At 39.4% G+C, this 22837-nt stretch carries 16 protein-coding genes; 10 read left to right on the top strand and 6 right to left on the bottom strand.

Translation table 11 applies throughout. The features are described from left to right. Nucleotides 1-262: 262 nt before the first annotated feature. Nucleotides 263-727: a universal stress protein gene (locus ACE1B6_RS29675; RefSeq protein ID WP_413260907.1), complete on the top strand. Its 465-nt coding sequence runs from the start codon at nucleotides 263-265 to the stop codon at nucleotides 725-727. Nucleotides 728-949: 222 nt separating this feature from the next. Here the strand turns inward: ACE1B6_RS29675 and ACE1B6_RS29670 are convergent, their stop codons facing one another. Both ACE1B6_RS29670 and ACE1B6_RS29665 read right to left on the bottom strand, forming a co-directional pair. After that, nucleotides 950-2434 carry a response regulator gene (locus ACE1B6_RS29670; RefSeq protein WP_413260906.1) on the bottom strand — a complete coding sequence of 495 codons (1485 nt, stop codon included), beginning with the start codon at nucleotides 2432-2434 and terminating at the stop codon, nucleotides 950-952. Nucleotides 2435-2482: 48 nt separating this feature from the next. Next, nucleotides 2483-2716 (bottom strand): hypothetical protein, encoded by a 234-nt coding sequence (locus ACE1B6_RS29665; protein ID WP_413260905.1) that lies wholly within the window; start codon nucleotides 2714-2716, stop codon nucleotides 2483-2485. 297 nt (nucleotides 2717-3013) lie between these two features. On the opposite strand from ACE1B6_RS29665, the gene ACE1B6_RS29660 reads away from it, so the two are divergent. From ACE1B6_RS29660 to ACE1B6_RS29620, 9 genes are all read left to right on the top strand, one after another. Beyond that, complete coding sequence (locus ACE1B6_RS29660) at nucleotides 3014-4570, top strand: MFS transporter (protein ID WP_413260904.1); 1557 nt, start codon at nucleotides 3014-3016, stop codon at nucleotides 4568-4570. 71 nt (nucleotides 4571-4641) lie between these two features. Continuing rightward, a complete protein-coding gene (locus ACE1B6_RS29655) occupies nucleotides 4642-5136 on the top strand; it encodes a permease (protein ID WP_413260903.1) in 495 nt (164 codons plus the stop codon). Nucleotides 5137-5199: 63 nt separating this feature from the next. Continuing rightward, on the top strand, nucleotides 5200-5967 hold the full coding sequence (gene hdhA / locus ACE1B6_RS29650; RefSeq protein WP_413260902.1) for a 7-alpha-hydroxysteroid dehydrogenase: 768 nt from the start codon (nucleotides 5200-5202) through the stop codon (nucleotides 5965-5967). Between the two features lie 62 nt (nucleotides 5968-6029). Then, the gene (locus ACE1B6_RS29645; RefSeq protein ID WP_413260901.1) at nucleotides 6030-6254 is read left to right on the top strand and encodes a hypothetical protein; all 225 of its coding nucleotides are present in this window, start codon (nucleotides 6030-6032) and stop codon (nucleotides 6252-6254) included. A gap of 131 nt (nucleotides 6255-6385) precedes the next feature. After that, nucleotides 6386-7180, top strand: coding sequence for an SDR family oxidoreductase (locus ACE1B6_RS29640; protein WP_413260900.1), 795 nt, complete (start codon nucleotides 6386-6388; stop codon nucleotides 7178-7180). A 93-nt stretch (nucleotides 7181-7273) separates the two neighbouring features. After that, a complete protein-coding gene (locus ACE1B6_RS29635; protein ID WP_413260899.1) occupies nucleotides 7274-7675 on the top strand; it encodes a DUF2541 family protein in 402 nt (133 codons plus the stop codon). 36 nt (nucleotides 7676-7711) lie between these two features. Then, a complete protein-coding gene (locus ACE1B6_RS29630) occupies nucleotides 7712-8203 on the top strand; it encodes a DUF1269 domain-containing protein (RefSeq protein WP_413260898.1) in 492 nt (163 codons plus the stop codon). A gap of 33 nt (nucleotides 8204-8236) precedes the next feature. Then, the gene (locus ACE1B6_RS29625; protein ID WP_413260897.1) at nucleotides 8237-9334 is read left to right on the top strand and encodes an SDR family NAD(P)-dependent oxidoreductase; all 1098 of its coding nucleotides are present in this window, start codon (nucleotides 8237-8239) and stop codon (nucleotides 9332-9334) included. 106 nt (nucleotides 9335-9440) lie between these two features. Beyond that, on the top strand, nucleotides 9441-11111 hold the full coding sequence (locus ACE1B6_RS29620; protein WP_413260896.1) for an alpha/beta hydrolase: 1671 nt from the start codon (nucleotides 9441-9443) through the stop codon (nucleotides 11109-11111). A 52-nt stretch (nucleotides 11112-11163) separates the two neighbouring features. Here the strand turns inward: ACE1B6_RS29620 and ACE1B6_RS29615 are convergent, their stop codons facing one another. From ACE1B6_RS29615 to ACE1B6_RS29600, 4 genes are all read right to left on the bottom strand, one after another. Then, nucleotides 11164-16320 (bottom strand): PAS domain S-box protein, encoded by a 5157-nt coding sequence (locus tag ACE1B6_RS29615; protein ID WP_413260895.1) that lies wholly within the window; start codon nucleotides 16318-16320, stop codon nucleotides 11164-11166. 5 nt (nucleotides 16321-16325) lie between these two features. Beyond that, nucleotides 16326-17450: a sensor histidine kinase gene (locus ACE1B6_RS29610; protein WP_413260894.1), complete on the bottom strand. Its 1125-nt coding sequence runs from the start codon at nucleotides 17448-17450 to the stop codon at nucleotides 16326-16328. Next, nucleotides 17447-19279 (bottom strand): histidine kinase dimerization/phospho-acceptor domain-containing protein, encoded by a 1833-nt coding sequence (locus ACE1B6_RS29605; RefSeq protein ID WP_413260893.1) that lies wholly within the window; start codon nucleotides 19277-19279, stop codon nucleotides 17447-17449. Before ACE1B6_RS29605 ends, ACE1B6_RS29610 begins: the two co-directional genes overlap by 4 nt. A 136-nt stretch (nucleotides 19280-19415) precedes the next feature. Further along, entirely contained in the window at nucleotides 19416-22826 is a 3411-nt protein-coding gene (locus ACE1B6_RS29600) for a response regulator (protein WP_413260892.1), read from the bottom strand. Between the last annotated feature and the right edge of the window lie 11 nt (nucleotides 22827-22837).

Raw genomic sequence — 22837 nt, 5'->3', positions numbered from 1 at the left:
TGGAATAAGATTTTTATTTGCATAGCATACCGTAGGCATAAGCTGTTACGCATTTAAATCACTTATTAACGAGTAGGGTGCGTCAGATGGTAAAGCCTATGTAGAAAGGAAAATATCTAAATCTGACGCACCCTACAATATGACTTTTAAATGCGTAACAGCTTATCGTGTTATCCTTGTTTTAGAACTAAAATAATCAAATCTTCCCAGTTGGCTATTGATATTCCAGTAGAGAAAAACTATTTTCAGTTAGGAGGTTTTAATGAAAATTCTGGTGGCGATCGATGAATCAAATTCCAGCCACAAAGCTCTAGAAAAAGCACTGCATTTAGTTAATCACCAAAATGCAACCTTCGTGATTTTGGGAGTTGAAGAACCCGTAATGATGACCTCTACTTCTCCTTTACCCGGTGTTTTTGGCGAAGCTCCAACAACAAATTGGCAACAAGAAGAAGAGTTAGTAGAGTTGGAAGAAAAGCGCACAATCTCAGCGATTCGATGGGCGGAAAATATCTGCGATCGAGCAGGGATTATGTTTAAATCTCGGTTAGAATTCGGCGATGCTAAACATATTATTTGCGATGTTGCTCAACAGGAAAACTGCGATTTAATTGTCATCGGTTCTCATAGTTATGGAATCATTGAAAGGATGCTGATAGGAAGCGTTACCGATCATGTTGTCCATCATGCTCATTGCGCTGTTTTGGTAGTTCGGGAAGGAGAATAAATATTATTAATATGTGCCTAAACTGTCACGCATTTAAATTACTTATAGCAGTTCTCATAACGGTGAGGTATACGTATTGTAGGGGCGGGTTTAGCTGAAATCCTTGCTGTGTGAAAGATATACCAATCAAAACCCGCCCCCAAATGTACCGCATCCAAACGAGAAACGCTATATCTAATGTGATTGAGTTGGCATTGATATTTCTCCAGAAATTGTTAGTCTCTAAATCTTCGGAAGTCTTTGGCTGCGCTTAATCCGATTGAGAACTTGAGTTGAGAGTTCTTCTGGTACAATTGGTTTGGTTAAATAGTCATCTGCACCACTAGCAAATACTTGTTGTACAGTTTGACGATCGCTTTGCACGGTAAGAATTAAAATTGGCAACCAACTCCACTTCTCTGTATTCCGCACAGTTCGACATATTTCCAACCCATTGATCTCAGGCATATTGATATCTAAAATTAATAAATTTGGTGCAACAGTTTCTAATATTTGCCAAATTTGGGTTGGGTTTTCCAATGTGGCAACTTTGATTCCCACATTTTCCAGTATTTGTTTCAATAAAATCAGAATTGTGGCATCATCATCGATCGCCAAAACTCGAATTTCTCCACTATCAGTTAAAGGTAAATCAGACCAAGAAAATAACACATCAGTTTGAGTTTCTTGATTTGCCAAATCCCCTGGAGACTTTTCTAATTCTAAGCGTAAAGTTCTCACTAATTGAGAAAGTGAATCTAAGTTAATTAACAGAGGTTGATTTTGTAAGAGAACTTCGATCGCCTTGGCAATATAAGAAGCAGCTTCAAAGCCAAAAGTCGCCACCGTACCCGCCAACTGGTGAGCACTTTTTTGTGCTGCCTTTATCTGATTTTGATCTAAGATTCGAGATTGTAAACCGATCGTAGTTTCTTCCAAAATATCCAAGTGTTTAAACACTCCCTCTTGGATATTTTGCCAAATTTGGGCGATCGATTCATTTAATTCTTTACTTTGAGCCAAAGACAAAGAAGAAGTAGATAGCGAATTCTCTAAAAACCGCGGATTAATTCGATAACCATGTCCATAAAGAGTTTCAATTAAATCTTCTGCTCCCACCTCCTTTAACTTATTCCGAATCCGGCGAATATGGGATTTTACTGTATCCTCAGTTGGTAATTTATCCAATGTCCAAAGATGATCGACAATATCACTGCGGCTAAAAACCCGACAAGGATGACGGATAAATAGCTCTATTAGTAAATACTCTTTCCGGCTAAATGGTAATACTTTTCCGTTATAACTAATTTCCCGCATTTGGGAATTGAGACGGACACTACCACAGGAAAGAATAGCTGTGGATTTTTCCGTTAATCGTCGGGATAAAACACGAATTCGAGCCAGTAACTCTTGGATTTCAAACGGTTTCACTAAGTAGTCATCTGCTCCACTATCCAATCCGATTAATTTATCTGTCATTGAATCTTTTGCTGTCATCAGCATTACTGGAACTTGGAGATTATTGTCTCGCAAGCGACGACACAAACTAATTCCATCCAACTTCGGCAGCATGACATCAAGTAATACTAAATCATAAGAAATGATATTAATCATTTCCCAACCCATTTCACCGTCAGTTGAAACATCCAGAATGTAATTGTGTTTGCTGAGAACAGCAGTCAATGCCTTTGCTAAATTCCGATCATCTTCAACCAGTAAAATTCGCATACTATCCAGACGATTCACTTCAATTTATGAGGAATTGGGGAGAAATTCCTATTCAGCTTCGGGATTTGTATAAGGATCGATATTAGGATCGATTACTGGTTCTTCAGGATGCGGATTTGTGTAGGGTTCTAGATTCGGATTTTGATTCAAATCTGGTTCGGGATTTGCATAAGGATCGACATTAGGATCTTTTACAGGAGCAGGATGAGGATTAGTGTAAGGTTCTGTATTGGGATCGACATCAGATTGAGGATTAGTTGGCGTAGATTGTGTGTTACTCATGATCTTTTAGCCTTTTTGAGTTCAAATTGATGGATGATAAATTTGGCATTCTGGGATTGAGATAATTTGGCAGTCTATCATGAAAAAGTAGCAAACTGGTGACAAACTAAGATAGTTTTCAGAATTTCTCTGTTTAGACTAATAAATCGACGAAAAAACTAACAAAACTACTTTTTGACCGAGTTTGTCACTTTTTTCCTTTATCTTGGAGTGGCTGAAGGATAAGGTTTGACTCGATTTGATTGATTAAGGATGAACTCCTAATTATGGTTACTTTATTTTCTGAAACATAAAATTATGACTTCTGCAATCACGAATCCCCATCGAGATCCAGGGCGGTGGATGGTATTATTTGCCTGTATTATTGCTGTGTTGATGGTGGCGATCGATTCCGGCATTCTTAACTTAATTGTACCCGCAATTCAAAAAGATTTGAATGCACCGCAAGCAACGATCGGTTTAATGTCAAGCGTTTCCACTTTGATGCTGGCAGCATTCATTTTAGGTGGTGGTACATTAGGCGATATTTACGGGCGACGCAGGTTAATTTTAATTGGCACAGGTGGCATTGTTGCAGCGGCAATTTTATCAATGTTTGCTGCTAGTGCTGGTGCTTTGATTGGGATTCGGGCAATGGATGGGTTTTTTCAGGCATTAGTAAATCCTTTGGCATTGGCGATTATTACTGTTACTTTTGATCGAGAGGAACGTCCAAAAGCGATCGGGATTTACGGCGCAACATTAGGAATCATGGGAGGGTTTTCATCCCTAGCAATTCAATATTTTAATCAAGCTTTTGGTTGGCGATCGGTTTTTACTTTAGTGATTGCACTGGGATTATTAACTATATTTCTCATGTTGCGCTTTGTCTCGGAAAGTAAAGCCGATGGAAATAAAAAACTAGATTGGCAAGGAATTTTACTTTGTGCAGTTGGGTTATTTGCGCTGATTTATGGTATTAGTCAGGCAAGTGGTGCGGGTGGTTTTTTCAGTGCGGGAGTGTTGATTCCGGGAGTTATCGGACTGATAATTTTAGGAATTTTCGTCTGGTGGGAAGCTCATGTAGAATCGCCAGCATTGGAACTTTCGCTATTTCAAAAACCTGCTTTTTCCCTTGGTGCTTTACTGATTCTTTTGTTTTCCTTTGCTCAAACTGGAGTCTTTTTTCACCTTTCCAATTACTTTCAAGTTTTACTGAAAAAATCTCCAGTTGAATCTGCTTTGATGCTGTTACCTTTAACATTATCGCTGTTTGTTTTTAGCATCATTTCCGGTACTTTAGTTAATCGCTTTCCGATTCGTTCTTTAATTGTGACAGGAACTTTAATCTTTTCCTTTTCTCTGTTTCTGTTTTCCCAGTTAATTAGTCCAGAATTGACAATTTGGACATTAGTAATTCCGATGTTATTGTTAGGTGGAGGGATGGCGATCGCTAATATTCCCCGTACCAATGCTTTATTAAGTTCCGCACCTCCAACTTTAGCAGGTGTAGCTTCTGCAACTAATAACGCATTCATGCAATTAGGAAATGCAATGGGAGTAGCAGTAACCATCGCTTTGGTAACAGCTTTTGGGCGAAATTATTACTTAGGAGAACTTACGAAAGCCGGATTAGATCAAGAGCGAATTCAGAAAGTCAACGAGTTATTGCAGAAGGTTTTAAGTAGCAATATACCGTCAATTTCTGCTCAATTTGCTATTCCCCAAGAACAGTTAAAAGGGTTAGTAGGAAATTATCAGGCTGCATTTACAACCGGGGTAACTCAGATGATGTTAGTGAGTGCGATCGGACTTTTCCTAGCTGCTATTCTATCTTGGTTTTGGTTACGTTCCTATCAAAATATGCAAAAATAACAAGTTTTTGCACCAGTTTTCCACTATTGTTGTTTATGCTTTGAATGTGATTAAAGCAACAGACCTATTGTATGATTCATGATTCAGCTAAAGCGAACGACATCATTCAAAAAGAAGCGATCGTCAGCGGCATTATTAACGCTGTGATTAACGGCATTATTGGTTGGTTCATGTTTCAGGGTAAAGCAGCTATACCGATGACAGTAGACACGATTTCAACGCACGAAAAAACCGTTTTTTCATCAGGTGTAATGACTGCCTTTATGCTATCCCTGATTTTGGGTGCGATCGCCTTTTTTAACTTTGGCAAGAAAGCGAAAAACTTGCAATTAGCTCCGGTAGAATTGCTCGATCGACCTTTCTTCTTTTTTGGATTGAGAACTGTTTTATTTTATTCTCTATTCGCCTTTGGCACGGCTGCATTAGTAGCGTTATTTTGGCAAAAATTTCTCGGTACGATTTTAGTAACACCATTGATTGCAGCGATAATCCTGGGCTTGATTGCGGGTGTTGCAGCTTGGTTTATTAATGCAGCTGTAATGAAAGAAATGCTTCGTCCCGAATAGAGTTTTGGCTGCAAAGATCGGCTTTTTTTGATTCCTGAATTAGATTAACGGAGGTTAGTAAATATGTCAGTAGTAGACGCATTTAAACTTGATGGACAGGTGGCAATTGTCACAGGTGGGGGAGCCGGAATTGGGCGGGGAATTGCAGAATTGTTTGCCCAAGCTGGGGCGGCAGTTGTTGTTAGTGACTTGAAAAAAGAAACAGCCGATGTAGTAGCAGAAAGAATTAATGCTAATGGGGGAAAAGCGATCGCTGTTGCCTGCGATGTTACTAATGATGAAAACTTAGCAAATTTGGTCAAGGAGGCGATCGACTCCTTTGGCAAAATTACTATCTTAGTTAACAACGCTGGAGGTGGTGGACCAAAACCTTTTGATATGCCAATGGACACATTTATTTGGGCATATAAACTCAATGTTTTTTCAGTTTTTCACCTTTGTCAATTATGTGCCCCCTATATGGAAGCAGCGGGAGGTGGTGCAATCTTAAATATTTCCTCAATGGCAGGCGAAAACAAAAACATTAATATGGCTTCCTACAGTTCCTCAAAAGCAGCAGAAAGCCATTTAACTCGTAATATTGCCTTTGATTTAGGGCCAAAAAATATTCGGGTAAATGCGATCGCTCCCGGAGCAATCAAAACTGATGCTTTGGCAACTGTACTCACTCCAGAAGTTGAAAAAGTCATGTTAAAACACACACCTTTAGCACGTTTGGGACAACCAAATGACATTGCTTATGCTGCTTTATTCTTATGTTCTCCCGCTGCAAGTTGGGTAAGCGGACAAGTGCTTACCGTTAGCGGTGGTGGCGTGCAAGAACTTGACTAATTAGCACGAATTGCAGCATTCTAACGATTTAAACAGTAATTTTTGATTAGGAAAATACTGCTATGAATCAGTTAGAAATACCTCTGTTGATTGCTCAGACTCAAACCCCTCCACCAGCCGATCCTTTAATTAATTCTACAGGTCAGGATTTGATTTATATCGGTGTGGGTGGCATAGCAATCATGTTGGTTTTGATTGTTGGGGTACTCAGTCGCCGTTTTGCTAAGGCAATTTTGCTGGCGTTGGTGTTAAGTGCTGTGCTGATTATCTTGCTGACGATTACTTAGATAGTTTTGCATTTGTCGGGGCGGATTTAGCAGATAAATCTGTAATCACAACAGAAAAATTAACAACAAAATCTGCCCAAGGATGACCTCTTTTTTCTCATCTTTTTAACTTCATTTAGGAGATAACAATCATGACTATTGATATGTTTTCACTCAAAGATTACGTGGTAATTATTACTGGTGCGGGTGGTGCGATCGGAGGTGCAACTGCTCATGTTTTAGCAGAAGCAGGCGCAAAAGTTGTAATTTCTGATTTGAACTTGGAAGCAGCACAAAAAAATGCTGATGAAATTACCAAAGCGACAGGACAAGAAACTTTGGCAATAAAAACTAATGTTACTGATGAAGCACAGTTGCAAGAATTAGTAGATGCTACTATCAACAAGTTTGGCAAAATTACTGCATTAATCAACAACGTTGGTTGGGGAGAATCTACACCTTTGTGGGGTGTCAGCACCGATTACATGGTGAAGTCTTATGTGTTGAATACTGTCAGCAGTTACAACTTGACTAAGCTTTGTATGCCTTATTTGAAAAAAGAAGAAAATGCTTCCGTAACTTTCTCCGGTTCTTTGGTGGGTACTACTCCTTCTCCTGAGTTTATTTCTTACAGTAATGCAAAAGCGGCGTTGGTAAATATGTCGCGCAGTATGGCAGCAATGAGTGGGCCAGATGTACGGGTGAATACTATTATCATTGGTTCTGTGGATAATGGTGCGGCAACTTTAGAAGCAGGTTATGACGAAGCAATGTTGAAACGTTTGTCAGATTCGTTTGTGATGAAACGCCGAGGTAATCCAAAAGACATTGCTTATGCTTTCAATTATTTGATTTCTCCTGCTGCTAGCTGGGTAACGGGGATTGAACTACTAGTAAATGGAGGCGGAATTTATAAGAGCAAAATGCCAACTGGTGATGATGAGTAAGGGGGTAATTAGTAATCGGTAATCGGTAATTGGTAATAGGTAAAAAATTCTGATTCCTATTACCAATTATCAATAATTAATTAGAGGTTTTTTATGAAACGAAGAACAGTTATTGTTAGTTTGTTGGCGTTTAATTTGACATTATTAGGAGCGATCGCACCAACACTAGCAAATGGATGGGAATATTTAGGAGAACGAAGTGTTCGTTTAGTTACCGATCGCGATGTTATTCCTGTAAGAACTGGAAAACAGTTTGCTCGCATCAAGTTAGAAGTTAAAGAAACGGGTATTCAAATCTTCAATATGACCGTTACTTTACGCAATGGAAGAACTATCGATGTTCCTTTGCGGCAATACATTAGCAAAAATCAACAATCAAGAGTAATCGATCTCCCTGGACGCGATCGCTCCATCCGTTACGTCACTTTGATTTACAGATCTCGTCCAGGTTCAAACGAAAGAGCAATTGTTAAATTGTACGGCAAAACTCGATAAATACCATTTCTTAATTTAATCAGGAGTAAGACAATTATGACCACGCTAACAGTTTGGAAATTTCACACTGCTGATGGTGCTGAAAAGGTAATGGCAAAGTTAGTAGAACTGCAAAAACAAGAATTGATTGAAATTGAGGATGCGGCGATCGTATCCTGGCCCCAAGGTCGCAAAAAGCCAAAAACTCGTCAAGCAGTCGATTTAGCTACTACAGGTGCAATAGACGGTGCTTTTTGGGGAATGTTGTTTGGGTTTATTTTTCTGATGCCTATTGTAGGAATGGTACTGGGTGCAGCATTAGGCTCAATGTCTGGATCTTTTAGTGATTACGGCATTAATGATGATTTTATCAAAGATGTCAAAGAAAAAGTTACTGAAGGAACATCAGCATTGTTTTTGTTCACTGGAAAAGTGACGATCGATAAAGTAGAAGCGGCATTTTCAGCAGATGAAAAAGGAGAATTGATTCAATCTAATCTCTCCGCAGAACAAGAAGCCAAACTCAAAGAGCATTTTGGGGAAGAATAGCTTTTTTAGGAGTCAGAAATTAGAAACAATTCAATGAAACCAAGTTTTCAACATCTTAATCCTGACAATCCTGGAGTACAGGAAGTCATGAAGTATATGCTGTCACGTCGTCAGTTTCTCGTATTAGGTACTGGCTCTTTTGTGACAACACTTATGCTTTCCAACTTCTCTGAGGAGGCTGAATCTGCCCCAAATATCGCTGTTTCTTCTGCAAGCAATTCAATCAAAGGCGAGGTAAAAACTATGGATATTCAACCAACTAATCCTGACTATTTTATTCCCGATCGATTTCAAGGAAAAACGATTTTAATTACGGGGGCGGCGACGGGAATTGGATCGGCTACGGCGATTAGAGCCGCTCGTGAGGGTGCTAATGTGGTTGGAGTTGACCGCAAGGAAAAAGAGCTAAATCAGACAATTAGCAAGATTAAAGGGGAAGGGCATAAAGCGATCGCAATTGTGGGCAATGTCGTGGAAACGGCGTTGTGCGATCGTATGATAGCAGAAGCCGTGAAAACCTTTGGCAGTATCGATTTGGCGCTGAATGCGGCTGGGGTGATGGATGGAGGAGATCCGGCTCAACCGCTAAATTTTGATAATCAACGCAATTTGTTGCCTAATTCAATTCACCTAGCTACTGATGAATATTGGGATGCGGTGATTGCTACCAATACAACGGGTGTATTTAAGTCGATGCGCTCAGAACTGCGACAGATGTTAGGACAGGGTAAAGGTGGCGCGATCGTGAATATTGGTTCGATCGCAGGTTTAACCGGATTAGCCGGAAATCCTGCTTATGTTGCCAGTAAACACGGAGTTACAGGCTTAACGCGAAATGCTGCTTTAGATTATGCACCTTACGGTATTCGGATCAACTCAGTCAATATGGCAGCTACGGATACACCGATGGTAGCGAGAGCAGGTGAATTTGTGCAAGCAACGAAAAAAGCTGGAGAGGGTGGCTCAATGGGTGGACTCAAAGTAAAGAGTATTTTGTCTGCGGCTGATTCCAAAAATCGTTCGGCTACCGTTTGGGAACAAGGGGCAATTATTCTTTTTCTCCTATCTCAAGATGCTTCTAATTTAACGGGTTGCACTTATGCCACTGATGGTGGTTGGACAGCTTACTAAAGGTTGAGCAAACCAATGGTCAAGAATAGTTTTTTGTAGGAATATTATATGCCACATCTCTACAAAAAATAGATAGTTTAATTTATGATTAGGGAAATTACTTACCGTGTTTTTCAATTATCAAACTGCATCTAATTGGCTAGGAAAAATTCAGTTGCTTTTGTTAGGAATTGGTGCTAGTGCGATCGCTACTCTTCCGGCAAAAGCCGCAGAAACAATTTATTTTCAATATGGTTCCTTAGTTCAATCACTGCAAGTTAGTTCTCTGGAAACTTTTGCCGAAACAGGCGTTGTCCCTCCAGATCTACAGTTTTATTTCAACTTTCTCAAAGCGGATAAACAGGAACAAGAAAGATTTCGACAATTACTTAACTCTTCCATGAAAGTAAATCTTGTTCCCATTTCGCAATTTCTCTACACTGGGATGGGAGAAGGCTTGTTAAAACAGTTCGGTTCCTACATCCGTACAGATCCCAATATTAATGGCAAATATGCTCTCCGGGCGGCAATTATTTTAGCAGCTTCCGATCCCAAAGGTTTATCTTTGCTAAATTTGTTCCGCAAATATCCAACAAATATGTGGATCGATGTTCAAGCTAGTTTAAACTTGTCCAAGGCAGCGGGTATTGTTGTTGAAGCAACCCAATATTTCACTAAAACGGTGACGCAACTCTCGGAGGAGGAAGCTAAAAAAGAAGTAGGAACTAACTTTTCGGCTTTACCTGATTTGAGAAAATCTGGTAATTTGGGAATTGTAAAAAAACGCTGGCAGTTGCAAGATCGAAAGCGGCAACGCTCTTTTTATGTAGACTTATATCAACCCCAAAGTTGGAGAACGGGAAAAACACCGATAATTGTTCTTTCTCATGGGTTAGGTTCTAGACCTGAAGATCTTGCAGAACGAGCCGAATATTTAACATCTCATGGCTATTTTGTCGCGATTCCCCAACATCCGGGAAGCGATATGATTCAGCTACAAAATATGCAGCAAGGATTATCGCGAAATGTATTACTAACTCAGGAGTTTATTGATACTCCTCTAGATATCAGTTATGTTTTGGATGAACTAGAACGACGCAATCAAAGTGAGTTTTCTGGACGCTTAAATGTGCAATCTGTCGGAGTGATGGGGCATTCTTTTGGTGGTTATACTGTGTTAGCAGTAGCAGGAGCAACGATCGATTTTGCTAATTTACAAAAGGATTGTAATAATAATCTGAACTATCTCGACCTTTCTTTATTGGTGCAGTGTCGGGTATTAGATTTACCCCCTCAAGCGTACAATTTAAGAGATCCGCGAGTGAAAGCTGTTTATGCTTTGAATCCAGTTAATAATAGTGTTTTTGGTGCTAAAGGTTTGAGCCAAATTACTATTCCAACTATGCTGGAAGCGGGAACTTACGATCCAGCAACGCCAGCTGTTTTTGAGCAGGTGCGATCGTTCAAAATGCTGACAACTCCCAATAAATATTTAGCATTAATCGAAGGGCAAGCTCATGTTGATTTCTCCGTTTTAGGTTCTGGGTTAATGCAACTCGTTGAATCTGTGACTAAATTGACATTGCCACCACCCAAGCTTTTAGATTCTTATAGCAATGCTTTAACCCTGGCATTTTTTGAAGTTTATCTCCAAAATGATGAAACTTATCGACCTTATTTACAAGCAGCATACACGGAATACTTAAGTCGCGATCGGCAATTTAAGGTGTTTTTAATTAGTGCTAAATCTGATAAAGGTTTGGGGGAAGCGAGTCGGGAGTTTCGAGCGAAACTTTAAAATAAATAGGGCTTGCTGAAAAAATGTAGAAGATAATATAGGCAAGCTCTATTTAACTGAATTTAGCAAGATACAATTGTGTCAATTGCATAATCTTTTCAAAATCGAAATCTTGATTTAATTGCTCTAAAGCTAAAGCTAAAGATAAATGTTCCTCTGGAATTTGTTTGATTAACTGCGTGACTGCTTTTTGTTGGCAGCTTCGGGAAGCTTGATAAAGTTCAACTATCCAATTGTCTGGCATCACTGTGAAATTTTCCATTGTCAAATTTTTCGCCAATGTTTCTTGATTGAGTGAGTTGTAACTATCGTCAGCGTAGGTATAGCGTATTTCCAGATGTTTTGCGATTTTATGAAATAAGGTTTCTACTTCAAAGGGTTTACTGATATAGTCATTACAGCCAGCGGCGAGAGCTTGGGCACGATCGCTAACTGACGCTTGGGCAGTTAAAGCAATAATAATAGTTGGGCGATCGATCGCAGCAGATTCTACTTCTTGATTCTTTTGCTCTGCGGCGCGAATTAACTTAGTTGTTTCATAGCCATTGATTCCCGGCATTCGCAAATCCATCAAAATTAAATCGGGATGCCATTGTTGCCATAACCAAAAAGCATCCTCACCCGATACCGCTTCTTTTACTTCCAATTTCACTTTTTCTAACAGTTTTACTAAAAGTAATCGATTTCCGGCATTATCATCTACAATCAAAATTCGGTAAATAGGTTGATTAGGAGCGAGTCCTATCACTTGTTGCTTTGGTTGCTTTGGTTGGACGCTGGTTTCTGTAGTGATTTTGACTGGAAGGGTGAAGGCAAAGGTGCTACCTTTTCCCAAGTTACTATTAACTGTAATTTTGCCACCCATTAATTGTATAAATTTCCGGCTAATAGTTAATCCCAGTCCTGTACCCTCCTCTGTTTGCCTTCCTGCTGGTGCTTGAGCAAAGGCATCAAAAATCATCTTTAAATCTTCAGGCGCAATGCCAACTCCTGTATCTTCAACCTCAAAGCGTAGAGAGAGGAAAGATTCGGGAAATTCTAAACTCACTCGCAAGGTGACTTTTCCTTTTTTGGTAAACTTAATAGCATTGCCAATCAAATTAATTAATACTTGCTGTAACTTTTGCGGATCGGTAATAATATATTGTGGCACTTGTGGAAAAATTTCTAAATTTACCTGTAGTTCCTGATTGCTGACTTGCTGACTAAAAGTAGTATGCAATGATTGAAGAAACTCGAATAGGTCGATCGCCTTTTTCTCCAAAAAAATTCTCCCAGCTTCTATCTTCGAGAGTTCCAGAATTTCATTAATTAGCTTCAGGAGATAGTTGCCATTACTATGAATAATTTTCATGTAGTTCTGATAATCTGGGTTGAGAGTTGCATCTCGATTCATCAGTTGGGCGAATCCCAAAATGGCGTTAAGTGGGGTGCGAAGTTCATGACTCATAGTTGCCAGAAAAGCACTTTTAGCTTGGTTTGCGGCTTCTGCTGCTTCTTTGGCTTGCTGAAGTTCTTGTTCTACTTGTTTGCGATCGCTAATATCTCTAGCAGCTGAATAGATCAATTTACCAATGGGAAAAGATCGCCATTCAATCCAACAATAGGAACCATCAAAACAACGGAAGCGGTTAACAAAATTGATCACCTGTTTTTGATTAATCAGATCTGCAACTGCACCCAGAGTACTTTCTAAATCGTCTGGATGGACATAATCCCAGAAACTGCTACCCTCCAATTCTGACAGACTGTAACCCAAAGTTCTTTCCCACTCTTGGTTGAGGCGATGAAAATAACCATCGGTATCGGCAATGCAAAGTAAATCTAGTGCAACGGAGAAAAATCGATCGAGTTCCTCGGTTTTAGCTTGTAACGCTAATTCGGCTAGTTTGCGATCGGTAATATCCAAACCAGTTCCATAAAGCTTAATCACCCGTTGCTGACGATCTAAAATTGTCTGACCTTTGCTGACAATGTAGCGAATTGACCCATCTGGACAACAAAGGCGATGTTCGACTTCATAAGCTATTCCTTCTGCGATCGCTCGTTCCACAGCCGCAGCTAATTTATCTCGATCTTCTGCTGGTACAATTTCCTGTATTTCTGTAAATGAAGGTTCTGGCTGGCTGGGATCGAGTCCTACGATCCGAAACATTTGCTCTGACCATTTGCTTTTCCGAGTTGCCACATCTAATTCCCAACTGCCAACTTGGGCAACTCGTTGTGCTTCCCTTAAACGGGCTTCACTCTCTTGTAGGGCTAATTGTGCGGTTTTGCGATCGGTAATATCAATCACCACACCGTACCAGACGATCTCGCCATTTTCTCGCGCTTTCGGGCGGGAGTTCCCTTGAAGCCATTTGATCTTGCCTGATGAGGTGACAATGCGCCACTCATATTGAAATGGTTGCAAGCTTTCCCGGCTCACTTCGACGGCTGTTTCGTAGCCAGTCCGATCCTCTGGATGAATGCAGTCGAATAAGAGATTAGCGTTTTCCAGAATTAGTTCCGAGGAGATTTCATGAATCGTCTCGATCGCTCGACTGAGATGTTCAAAGTAAAATGAGCCATCGAGCCGTCTGACTAAGATGTAAATATTGGCAGGTGACGCTTCAGAAAGTTCAAGAAAGCGGTTTTCACTTTCTTTTAAGGCAATTTCGGCTTGTTTGCGATCGGTAATATCCGTCAAGGAGCCCACTAAGCCAACTACCTGACCTGTGGCATCGATTTCTGGAACTACCTGAGCGTAGTACCAGCCAATCGTACCATCGGGTCGCAGGTGTCTACCTTCGTCTGTATTGACAATGACATTGCTGGAAGAGAGTGGAGATCTTTGTGCTGACCATCGCGCCAGCATTTTCTCCCGTTCATCAGGATGCAAAGCTGCCATCCAGCCATATCCTAGCGCCGCTTCCTTCGGTTTGCCTGTCATTTGGCTCCAGCGATCGTTGACATACAAACAGTTAAATTGCAGGTCGAGCCGGAAAATTACCACTGGGCTAACTTCGGAAAGAATTCGATAGCGCATTTCACTTTCTCGCAGGGCAATTTCGGCTTTTTGGCGTTCCATTTCGCTGCGTTTGCGATCGCTAATATCGCTCAACACCCCAATTACACAATCTTGATCTTCCAGATAGCTGATTCTGGCAGATAACAATACCGTCCTCGCTTCACCTGATTTAGTGTGAAATACGACTTCAAAATCATTAATTTTCCGGTACAAAAGTAGAGATTCTCGAAATTGCTGTAAATCTCTTAAATCATCCCACAATCCCATTTCTACACAGGTTTTGCCGATCGCTTGAATTCGAGAAAAACCTAAAACCTTACTGAAACTTTCGTTTATATCAATGCAGCGTCCTTCTGCTAAAGTGGCAATCCAAGCTGGCTGAGGAATGTCGAGAAAAATCGTAGCGAATTTGAGTTCGGATTCTAAAAGGGCGATTTCTGCGAGTTTGCGATCGGTAATATCCTTAACAATAAAAATCGTTACATCCTCTCCTTGTAAATTGCATCTTTCCCCTGAGAGGAGCATTATTTTAGGTTCACCAGATTTGATTCTGGCTGTCATTTCAAAATTAGAAACTGCACCCTGTTCTAAGAGTTTTCTAAACTGTCTGAGTTGGTCTAAATCTACCCACAAACCCAATTCCTTCGCTGTATAACCGATTAATTCGGCGCGAGAATAGCCAGAAAACTCACACATTTTAGTATTGGCTTCTACAAAGCGTCCTTCTGCGGTAGTGACAATAGCGATCGGGTCAGGACTAGTGCGAAAAATAGTAGTAAATTTTTCCTGAGATTCTTCTAAAGCAACTTTGATTTGCTCGAAAGATTGTTCTAACCGATCTGCCATCAAATTGAAAGATTGTGCCAATTCTCGCACTTCTGAAATCCCCGACTTCTTCAAAAAGTCGGGGATCTTATGGGGCAATCTCTGGGTTAAATCTCCGGTTGCCAGTTGTTGACTGATTTGATTCAGTTGGGAGATCTGATTAGTAAGTCGATCGGCAATAATCAATCCCGATCCGATCGTTAATCCTAAAGTTAGCAAGCAAAGTAAAAAAGTAGTGCGGTTATTATTCTGAATTTCCGTCATAAAATCCGGCTCTGGAATCACCGTCACTATGAGCCAATCCAAGCCGTATTTATCTTTGAAGGGTGTTACTTGTACAAAATCCCGTTGATGATTAACTGTAAAACTTAATTGTTTAGCATCTTGAATATTTTGAAAACTGCCGAATTTTTGTAGTAAATTTTGAGCAATTCTTCGTGTAATTTCATCCTGGCTATTGACAGCTGATAAGCGTTCGCGTAGCTTGCCGTTAGGCGTATCGGTTTTACCCTTCACCAATTTCATTCCTGATTGTTCTGATAATACTGATGTAGCAACTAAATTTCCCGATCGTTCCACAATAAAAATTTGTCCTTGGGGGGAGAAGTCTAACTTATTCAGAAAAGTACTGATATTAGATAAGCCATAACCAGCGACAAAAAGCCCTTCAAACTTCCCGGTATTATCCGAGACAGGAGCCACTGCTTGGATCATTAAATGACCTGCTACCTTAGAGATAAAAATCGAACTCCAGTGCTGGCGATTTATCGCTTTATCCTCGTGATACCAAGGTAAATTGCGAAAGTCATCTCTGAAAATATAAACTTGTTTTTGGGGTTTGCCTTGAGCATCAACCAGAAAATAACGCCGCAGATTGGGAATAGTTGTATTGAAATAGATAGTGCCGATCGAAGTGGGAATTTTCGTGTGTTTAGTAGCTAAATTCTTTTCTTCCTCTGATACAACTCTGACATAACTCAGAGCCGTACCCCGATCGCTCCAAAATGCAACATTGGGAAGTGATGGATTGAGAATTATTTGCTGCCATAATTCTTGGCGCAACTGCTCTTGGTTGTTTAGGTTTAATATACCTTGTGTAACCTTATATCGATTAACGGCAACAAAGTATTGTGATGGTTGTAAGTAGGTGGTGAGGCGATCGCTCACCCGTTCTGAAGTTTGCCGCAACAACTGACTCGCCAAATTTTCTGTTGCCTGTTGCCCGCTGCGGTAAGACAAATAACCCACCAGTGCCACTGCTCCCACTGTTTGTAGCACGAAAGGAACTACTAATACCGATCGTAAAGGAATATTTGTTCCGCGATCGAAAAACGAGTTTTTGACAAATTTCCCTAACCAAACTTTCAGTTCCATCGTGGTTATCCTTGCTTTTCTATAGGCAAAGTGAAATAAAAAGTTGTACCCACATTTAACTCAGATTTTACCCAAATTTCTCCCTGATGATTTTCGATAATTTTCTTACAAGTTGCCAAACCAATACCAGTTCCGGGAAATTCTTTAGCTGAATGAACTCGGTGAAAAGCTTCAAAAATCCGCCCCAAATTTTCTGTATCTATCCCAATACCATTGTCATGAATTTCAAAACACCACTTGAAATTTTGGGGGACAGCTAAAATTTTAATTTCGGGTGATTTTTCTGGATTTGTGAACTTAATTGCATTGCTAATCAGGTTTTGAAAAAGTTGGATTAATTGAGTTTCATTTCCGATTACTTTCGGTAAAAAATCATAATCCAGCTTGGCATATTTTTCTGCAATTGCAGTTTGTAAGTTTTCTCTTACTTGCTCTAAGATCAGATTGCAATCAATTAATTCAAATGTCTGATTTGGCGTACCTACCTGAGCATAAGTTAATAAATCCTGGATCAATCGCTGCATTCGCCCCCCGGACTCAAATATTCGATTCAGATAGTCAAGGGCGGTTTCATCTAAAGAATTCTGATATTTGATCGCCATTATTTTGGCAAAACCTGTAATTCCTTGCAAAGGTTGTTGTAAGTCGTGTGAAACAACGCTGGCAAATTGTTCTAGTTCTCGGTTCGATCGAGCCAATTCTTCATTTTGCTGAATCAGTTTTTTTTGTAATCTTTGAATCTTCAGTTGGTTTTCAATTCTAGCTAGAACTTCTGCTTCTTGAAATGGTTTAGTTACATAGTCAATACCGCCCGATGCAAATGCTCTAACTTTATCCATAACGTCATCGAGGGCGCTGATAAAAATTACTGGAATATCACGAGTTTTGGGATCTGCTTTCAAATGTTGACAAACTTCATAACCTTCCATTTCTGGCATTTTAATATCTAATAAAATTAGGTCGGGTGTATCTGCTTGTGCTGATGCGATCGCGGCTCTACCATTCAAAGCTTTACGCACTTCATACCCTTTTTTAGTCAACATAGCGGACAAGAGGCGCAGATTATCTGGTGTATCATCAACTATAAGAATATCTTCGTTAGATTTAGTACTTCCTGATTTGTGCTTCATAATGTCATCTGTTGAGTAAGATCTAAAATTTCGTTGAAGTTAAAATCATTAACCCAGGTTGTTAAAGTATCACTTAAAATGGAATATTCTTCAGGTATTTGTTCTATCAATGTCAAGATTTGACAATCAGAGCCTTGAAGGGCTGCTTGATGTAACTCGGCTATCCATTCTTGAGGGAGTTGTGCTAAGAGTAAGTGTAACTGTTCCGATGTAGGAGTTTCAGCATTTTGGTGATTTTTTTCTGCTTCAATTTTAATTATATTCTCATGTATCGTGGTGGTATTAGATTCTAATCGGGAAAATTTAATAATGTTGTTAATTAAAGATAACAAATGTTCGGCGCTGGCTTGAATTTTAGCGATCGCTTCTTTGTGCTTCTCTGTTAAAGATAAATCATAATTCAATACCTGAGAAAAACCGAGAATAATATTCAGTGGAGTGCGTAGTTCATGACTGACTTCTTCCAAAAATCTACTTTTGGCAAGGTTAGCAACTTCAGCTGCTTCTTTCGCTTTGGCAAGTTCAGCAGTTCTTTCTTGCACCCGATTTTCCATTTCTGTAAAAGATTCTGTAAGTTGTTGTGCCATTTGATTGAAGGAATGGGAGAGAACTTCTAATTCTTTGACTCCCTTGATATTAATAGTTTGGTCTAATTCACCATTAGTAATTGCTTGACTTGCTTCTACTAATCGATGGATCGATCGGGTAATCCAACGAGAGGTAATTAATCCCAATAAAATTGCTGTAGCTAAAGCTAAAAAACAAAGCAGAATTGTTGTCCGAGTATTAGCATTAATCTGCTGCATAAAACTCGATTCTGGCACCACAACTACAATTAGCCAATCCAACCCATAACCCTCATTCCAAGGAGTTACTTCCGCAAAATATCGCTGATTTTTAGAAAAGATAATTTGTTGTTTATTCTTGATATTTTCTAAACTACCAAAAGCATTGATTAAATGTTGAGTAGTAGCTCGAATTTGCCCATCATTACTTTCTAATGCTTTCAGTCGATTAGCTTGATTATTTTGAATTTGGAAAGGAGTTGATTTAGTGGAACTAGCAACTAATAAACCATTGCGCTCAATGATAAAAATTTTCCCGGTTGCACTGAGTTTAACTTTCGCTAAATATTCGCTGATTTGTCTTAATGTATGATCGACACTAAGAACCCCAATAAGTTTTTTACCAGCAAAAACTGGGCTATTAGCAGAAATTGATAAAACCTCTGGCTTATCTTCCCATTGATAAATAGAACTCCAAATTGGTTTACCCGCTTTTACAGTCTCCGTATACCAAGCTTCAACTCTGGGTTCCCAAGTTTTAACTTCTAGCAGTTGTTTGCGATCGCCCTGCTTATTTGTAGAATAAATATAGAGTTTACCTAAACCAGTTTTTGCGGAAACTTCATTAAGCAGCAAATTTCCATCATCCAGCCTTTCCACCCCAATAAATTCCCCTTGAGGATTACCAAAAGAGATATAACTAACATTAAATGATTGCATCTGTTTCCAGAAATAACGCCCGGTAGTTGAGAAATTATTCACATTAAGCATTTTTTGATCGATAGCAGCTAAATTTATTTGATTAATTTGGGGAGGCGCAGCTAAATAATTATTGAGATGTAGCGAAACTCGTTCGCTTACTTCATCAAGCAACTGACTGGCAAGATTATTTACTGCCTGTTGACCATTGTTCAGAGAAAACCAACCTGTCAACCCAACTGCTGTAGAAATTTGTACAACATAAGGCACTACTAGGATAAAGCGTAAAGGCACTTTTTTGACAGTATTGGTAATAAAATGAGATGAATCTTTAAAGAGTTTCATACTTTTTACTGGGTGAGTAGTTGACTTAAGAATAAAATTATATACTTGATTATTTTAACCAAAGGCGTAATTACATTTTCCTGAATCTTTAAAGATTGCTTTCTTAAGTTTATGTCACTACAAGCTAAAGCTTAACTTATTCCTCGTCAAGTCCAGTTAACATTATGATTAGCGGAAAATTAAACTGGTCAATCTCTTCACTAAGAGCAAGTGCCAGATCGGAATCAGCTTCAGGAATTTGCTCAATTAACTCTAATAATTGATGATCGCGCCCTTCCACCGCAGCTTGATAGAACTGAGTCAGCCACTCTTTCGGCATGATCTCTAGGCAGCCGGGACTAAGAATTTGGGAGTTTTTGTGCGATCGTAATTCATTGCTTTGGCTTGCCACTCCTGGCATTTCTGCAAAAATATATTGTACCCCCAAATATTCAGTTAATTTAGCAAAAATTACCTCTGTACGAAACGGTTTACGAATAAAATCATCACAACCAATTTCCAAAATTTCTGAACGATTCTCCTCAAAAGCACTACCTGTGACAGCAATAATTTTCGTTGTTTGACCTTCAGGAGTTAATTTAATGCGTCTTGTTGCTTCATACCCATTCATTATAGGCATTCTCATATCCATTAAAATTAAATGGGGTTGCCAGTTTTGCCAAATTTCTATTCCTTCTTGTCCATTTTTAGCAACTTTTACCTCAAATCCAACTGGTTGCAGCAGTTGAACTAATACCTGACTATTTTCCCATTGATCTTCCACAATCAACAAGCGATAAACAGGTTGATTAGGTGCTAAACCGATAACTCGTTGTTGTTGATTAAGCGTGAGTACATTTGTTGCTTGAGCAGATTGTACTTGAATATGAAACCGAAATAAACTGCCTTGTCCAACAACACTTTCAACGCTAATTTCTCCATTCATTAAATGGACATATTGACAACTTAGCGCCAGTCCTAAACCAGTTCCTTCTGAAGATTTTCTTCCGGCACTAGTTTGCACAAAAGGTTTAAATAACTGTGACATTTCTTCAGAAGCAATACCAACTCCCGTGTCTTCAACCTCAAAATAAAGAGTAATCTGGGACTGGGAAGGTTTGGAGTTTTGAGTGAAAGAATTCTTTTGTTCTTTTGCTTCCTCACTTCGGACTCGCAGAGTTACGTAACCTTGGGTGGTAAATTTAATCGCATTTCCTAACAGGTTGAGTAAAACTTGACGTAATTTGCTTTCGTCGGTGGTGATGTATTGGGGAAGGTGGGGAGAGCGATCGAAAATTAAAGCAAGATTTTTCGCATTTGCCTTAAGTTGAAGCATTTCTTGCACATTATTTAGCAAATGGTAAAGGTTAAAACTAGTAGGATGCAAAGTAACTTTTCCAGCTTCAATTTTCGACATTTCTAACACATCATTGATCAAATCCAACAAATACTGTCCGCTGCGATTAATAATGTTGATATACTCTCGATGCTCTGATTTGAGAAATGTATCATAGCTCATCACTTGGGTAAAACCGAGAATAGCATTGAGAGGTGTTCGCAATTCGTGACTCATGTTTGCCAAAAATTCACTTTTAGCAAAGTTGGCAGCCTCAGCTGCATTTTTCGCCTTTTCTAATTCAATAGATTGTCGTTGTGTTTGGGCAAGCATTTCTGCTTGGCGTAAGGTAATTTCAATCCGTTCTAATTCGGCTCCGGCTCTAGCGGCAAAGATGCGAAGAATTTGTTCTGAAGTTGGCTCCCTATTCAAAGGTTTGGTGTCTATAACTTTCAAATATCCAATTACATTTCCGGCTGAGTCATTGAGAGGAACACCAAATAAACTTTGGGCATTTAATTCTGCTAAATGTTTATTTTGAGGAAATTGTCCTTGAATCGAATCAGAATAGTAAATAATTTCATTAGCTAAAATGCCCTCACAGGGAGTTCCCACTACTTCATATTCAAAGTCCTCTCCAAAACTATCTCCTTGCCAAAAGGCAAGAGTACGTACTTTGTTTTTTTCTGGCTGAATTAGTTGTGTGAGGAAGGCATAACGAACTTGCAGCACTTTTGCTAAGTAGCGTACTAAGGAATGAAAGAATTCATTACCTGTTTTAGCGGCTGTTCCTTCTAAAATTAGAGGTAGAGCTTGTTCTGCTTGTTTGCGTTCCAGGTGCAATGAGATAGCGGAGGCAACAGCACTTAAAAGTCTAACTTCTAGATAACTCCAGGCACGGGCTTCTTGACAATTATCAAAGCCGATGAAACCCCAAAATTCATGATTGACAATTAGCGGCAGCACTAGAATGGAAAGAATGCCCTGAGATTCGAGAATCATTCGTTCGGATTCGGGAAATTCTGCCACAAGTCCATTGATAACTTTACCTGATGCTAGTATTGCTCTCCAACGAGGGATGGAGTCTTGGTAAGAAAGATTTTGGAGTACTGGGTTCTCAATTTCGGGTTTAATTCCTTCGGCGCACCATTCGGCGCGTTGGCTCATTAACAAATTACCTGCACGATCGCGATGATTTTCAAATAAGTAAACGCGAGAAGCTTTAGCGGTGATTCCTAACTTTTTTAAGACTTCTACATAATAAGTGTTTTCCTGTTTAGTGGCGAGTAACTGTTGTTGAATTTCAACTAGGATCTCTAGATATCGCTCGCGTTGTGTTAAGGCGGCTTCGGCTTGTTTGCGCTCGGTAATATCAGCAGCAATTCCCAATGCTAATATAGTTTTACCATCGATCGATTGAATAGGTTTTTTGATCGTTTGAAAGTAGCGAATTTCACCTGTTGGTGAAGTAACTGTTTCTTCAATTAGTTTAGGTTTTTCAGTGGCGATCACTTCCCGATCGTCCTGAAGAATGCGATCGACTTCTGCCAAATTGGGATTAAAATCTGCGTCATTTTTGCCGATTAAATTCTCGATCGTTGTCTGATAAATTTCTGCAACTGCCTGATTTGCTAATACAAATCTAGAATTCCAATCTTTAGCAAAAATCAGATTTGGTGCTGTATTAATTAAGTTATTCAGAAATTCATTTTGTCTTTTTAGTGTTTCTTCTACTTTTTGGCGGCTACTAATCACATCATTAAGTCTACTTTTTGAGATTTGTAATGCCAGTGACATTTGACGACAGTCACATATTTTTTGTTTCAGCAACCTGTCATGTGTCAGTGCCATTAAACAGTTTTGCGTGATTAAACCGACTAAATGATCTTGAGCGTCGATAATTGGTAAATGCTTGACTTCCTGTTGATTGCATAAAGCAATAACTGTAGCAAGATCGTATTCTTCTGATGTTTTTAGAGTTGTGAAATCTTTTACCATGATTGCCCGTACTGGGCAGTTGGCGAAGTTTTTATCTAATGCTATTAGTTGCACAATTTCTCGATCGCTCAATAAGCCAACTAATCTATTTTCACCTGTTTCAGCTGTCTCAACAATTAAAAGACAACGATCTTCTGTTTGAGATATTAAAGCGATCGCCTCCTGCACGGAAATATCTGGTGCAGCAGTTTGAGGATTGCGATTAATGATTGATTCTAGTGAAACACACGCCATAAAGACTAATT

Origin of the sequence: Floridaenema fluviatile BLCC-F154, from assembly GCF_041929135.1 — a bacterium.
GTDB lineage: Bacteria > Cyanobacteriota > Cyanobacteriia > Cyanobacteriales > Aerosakkonemataceae > Floridanema > Floridanema fluviatile.
The sequence above is the reverse complement of the archived record's forward strand: the minus strand, read 5'-3'. Positions and strand labels throughout refer to the sequence as shown.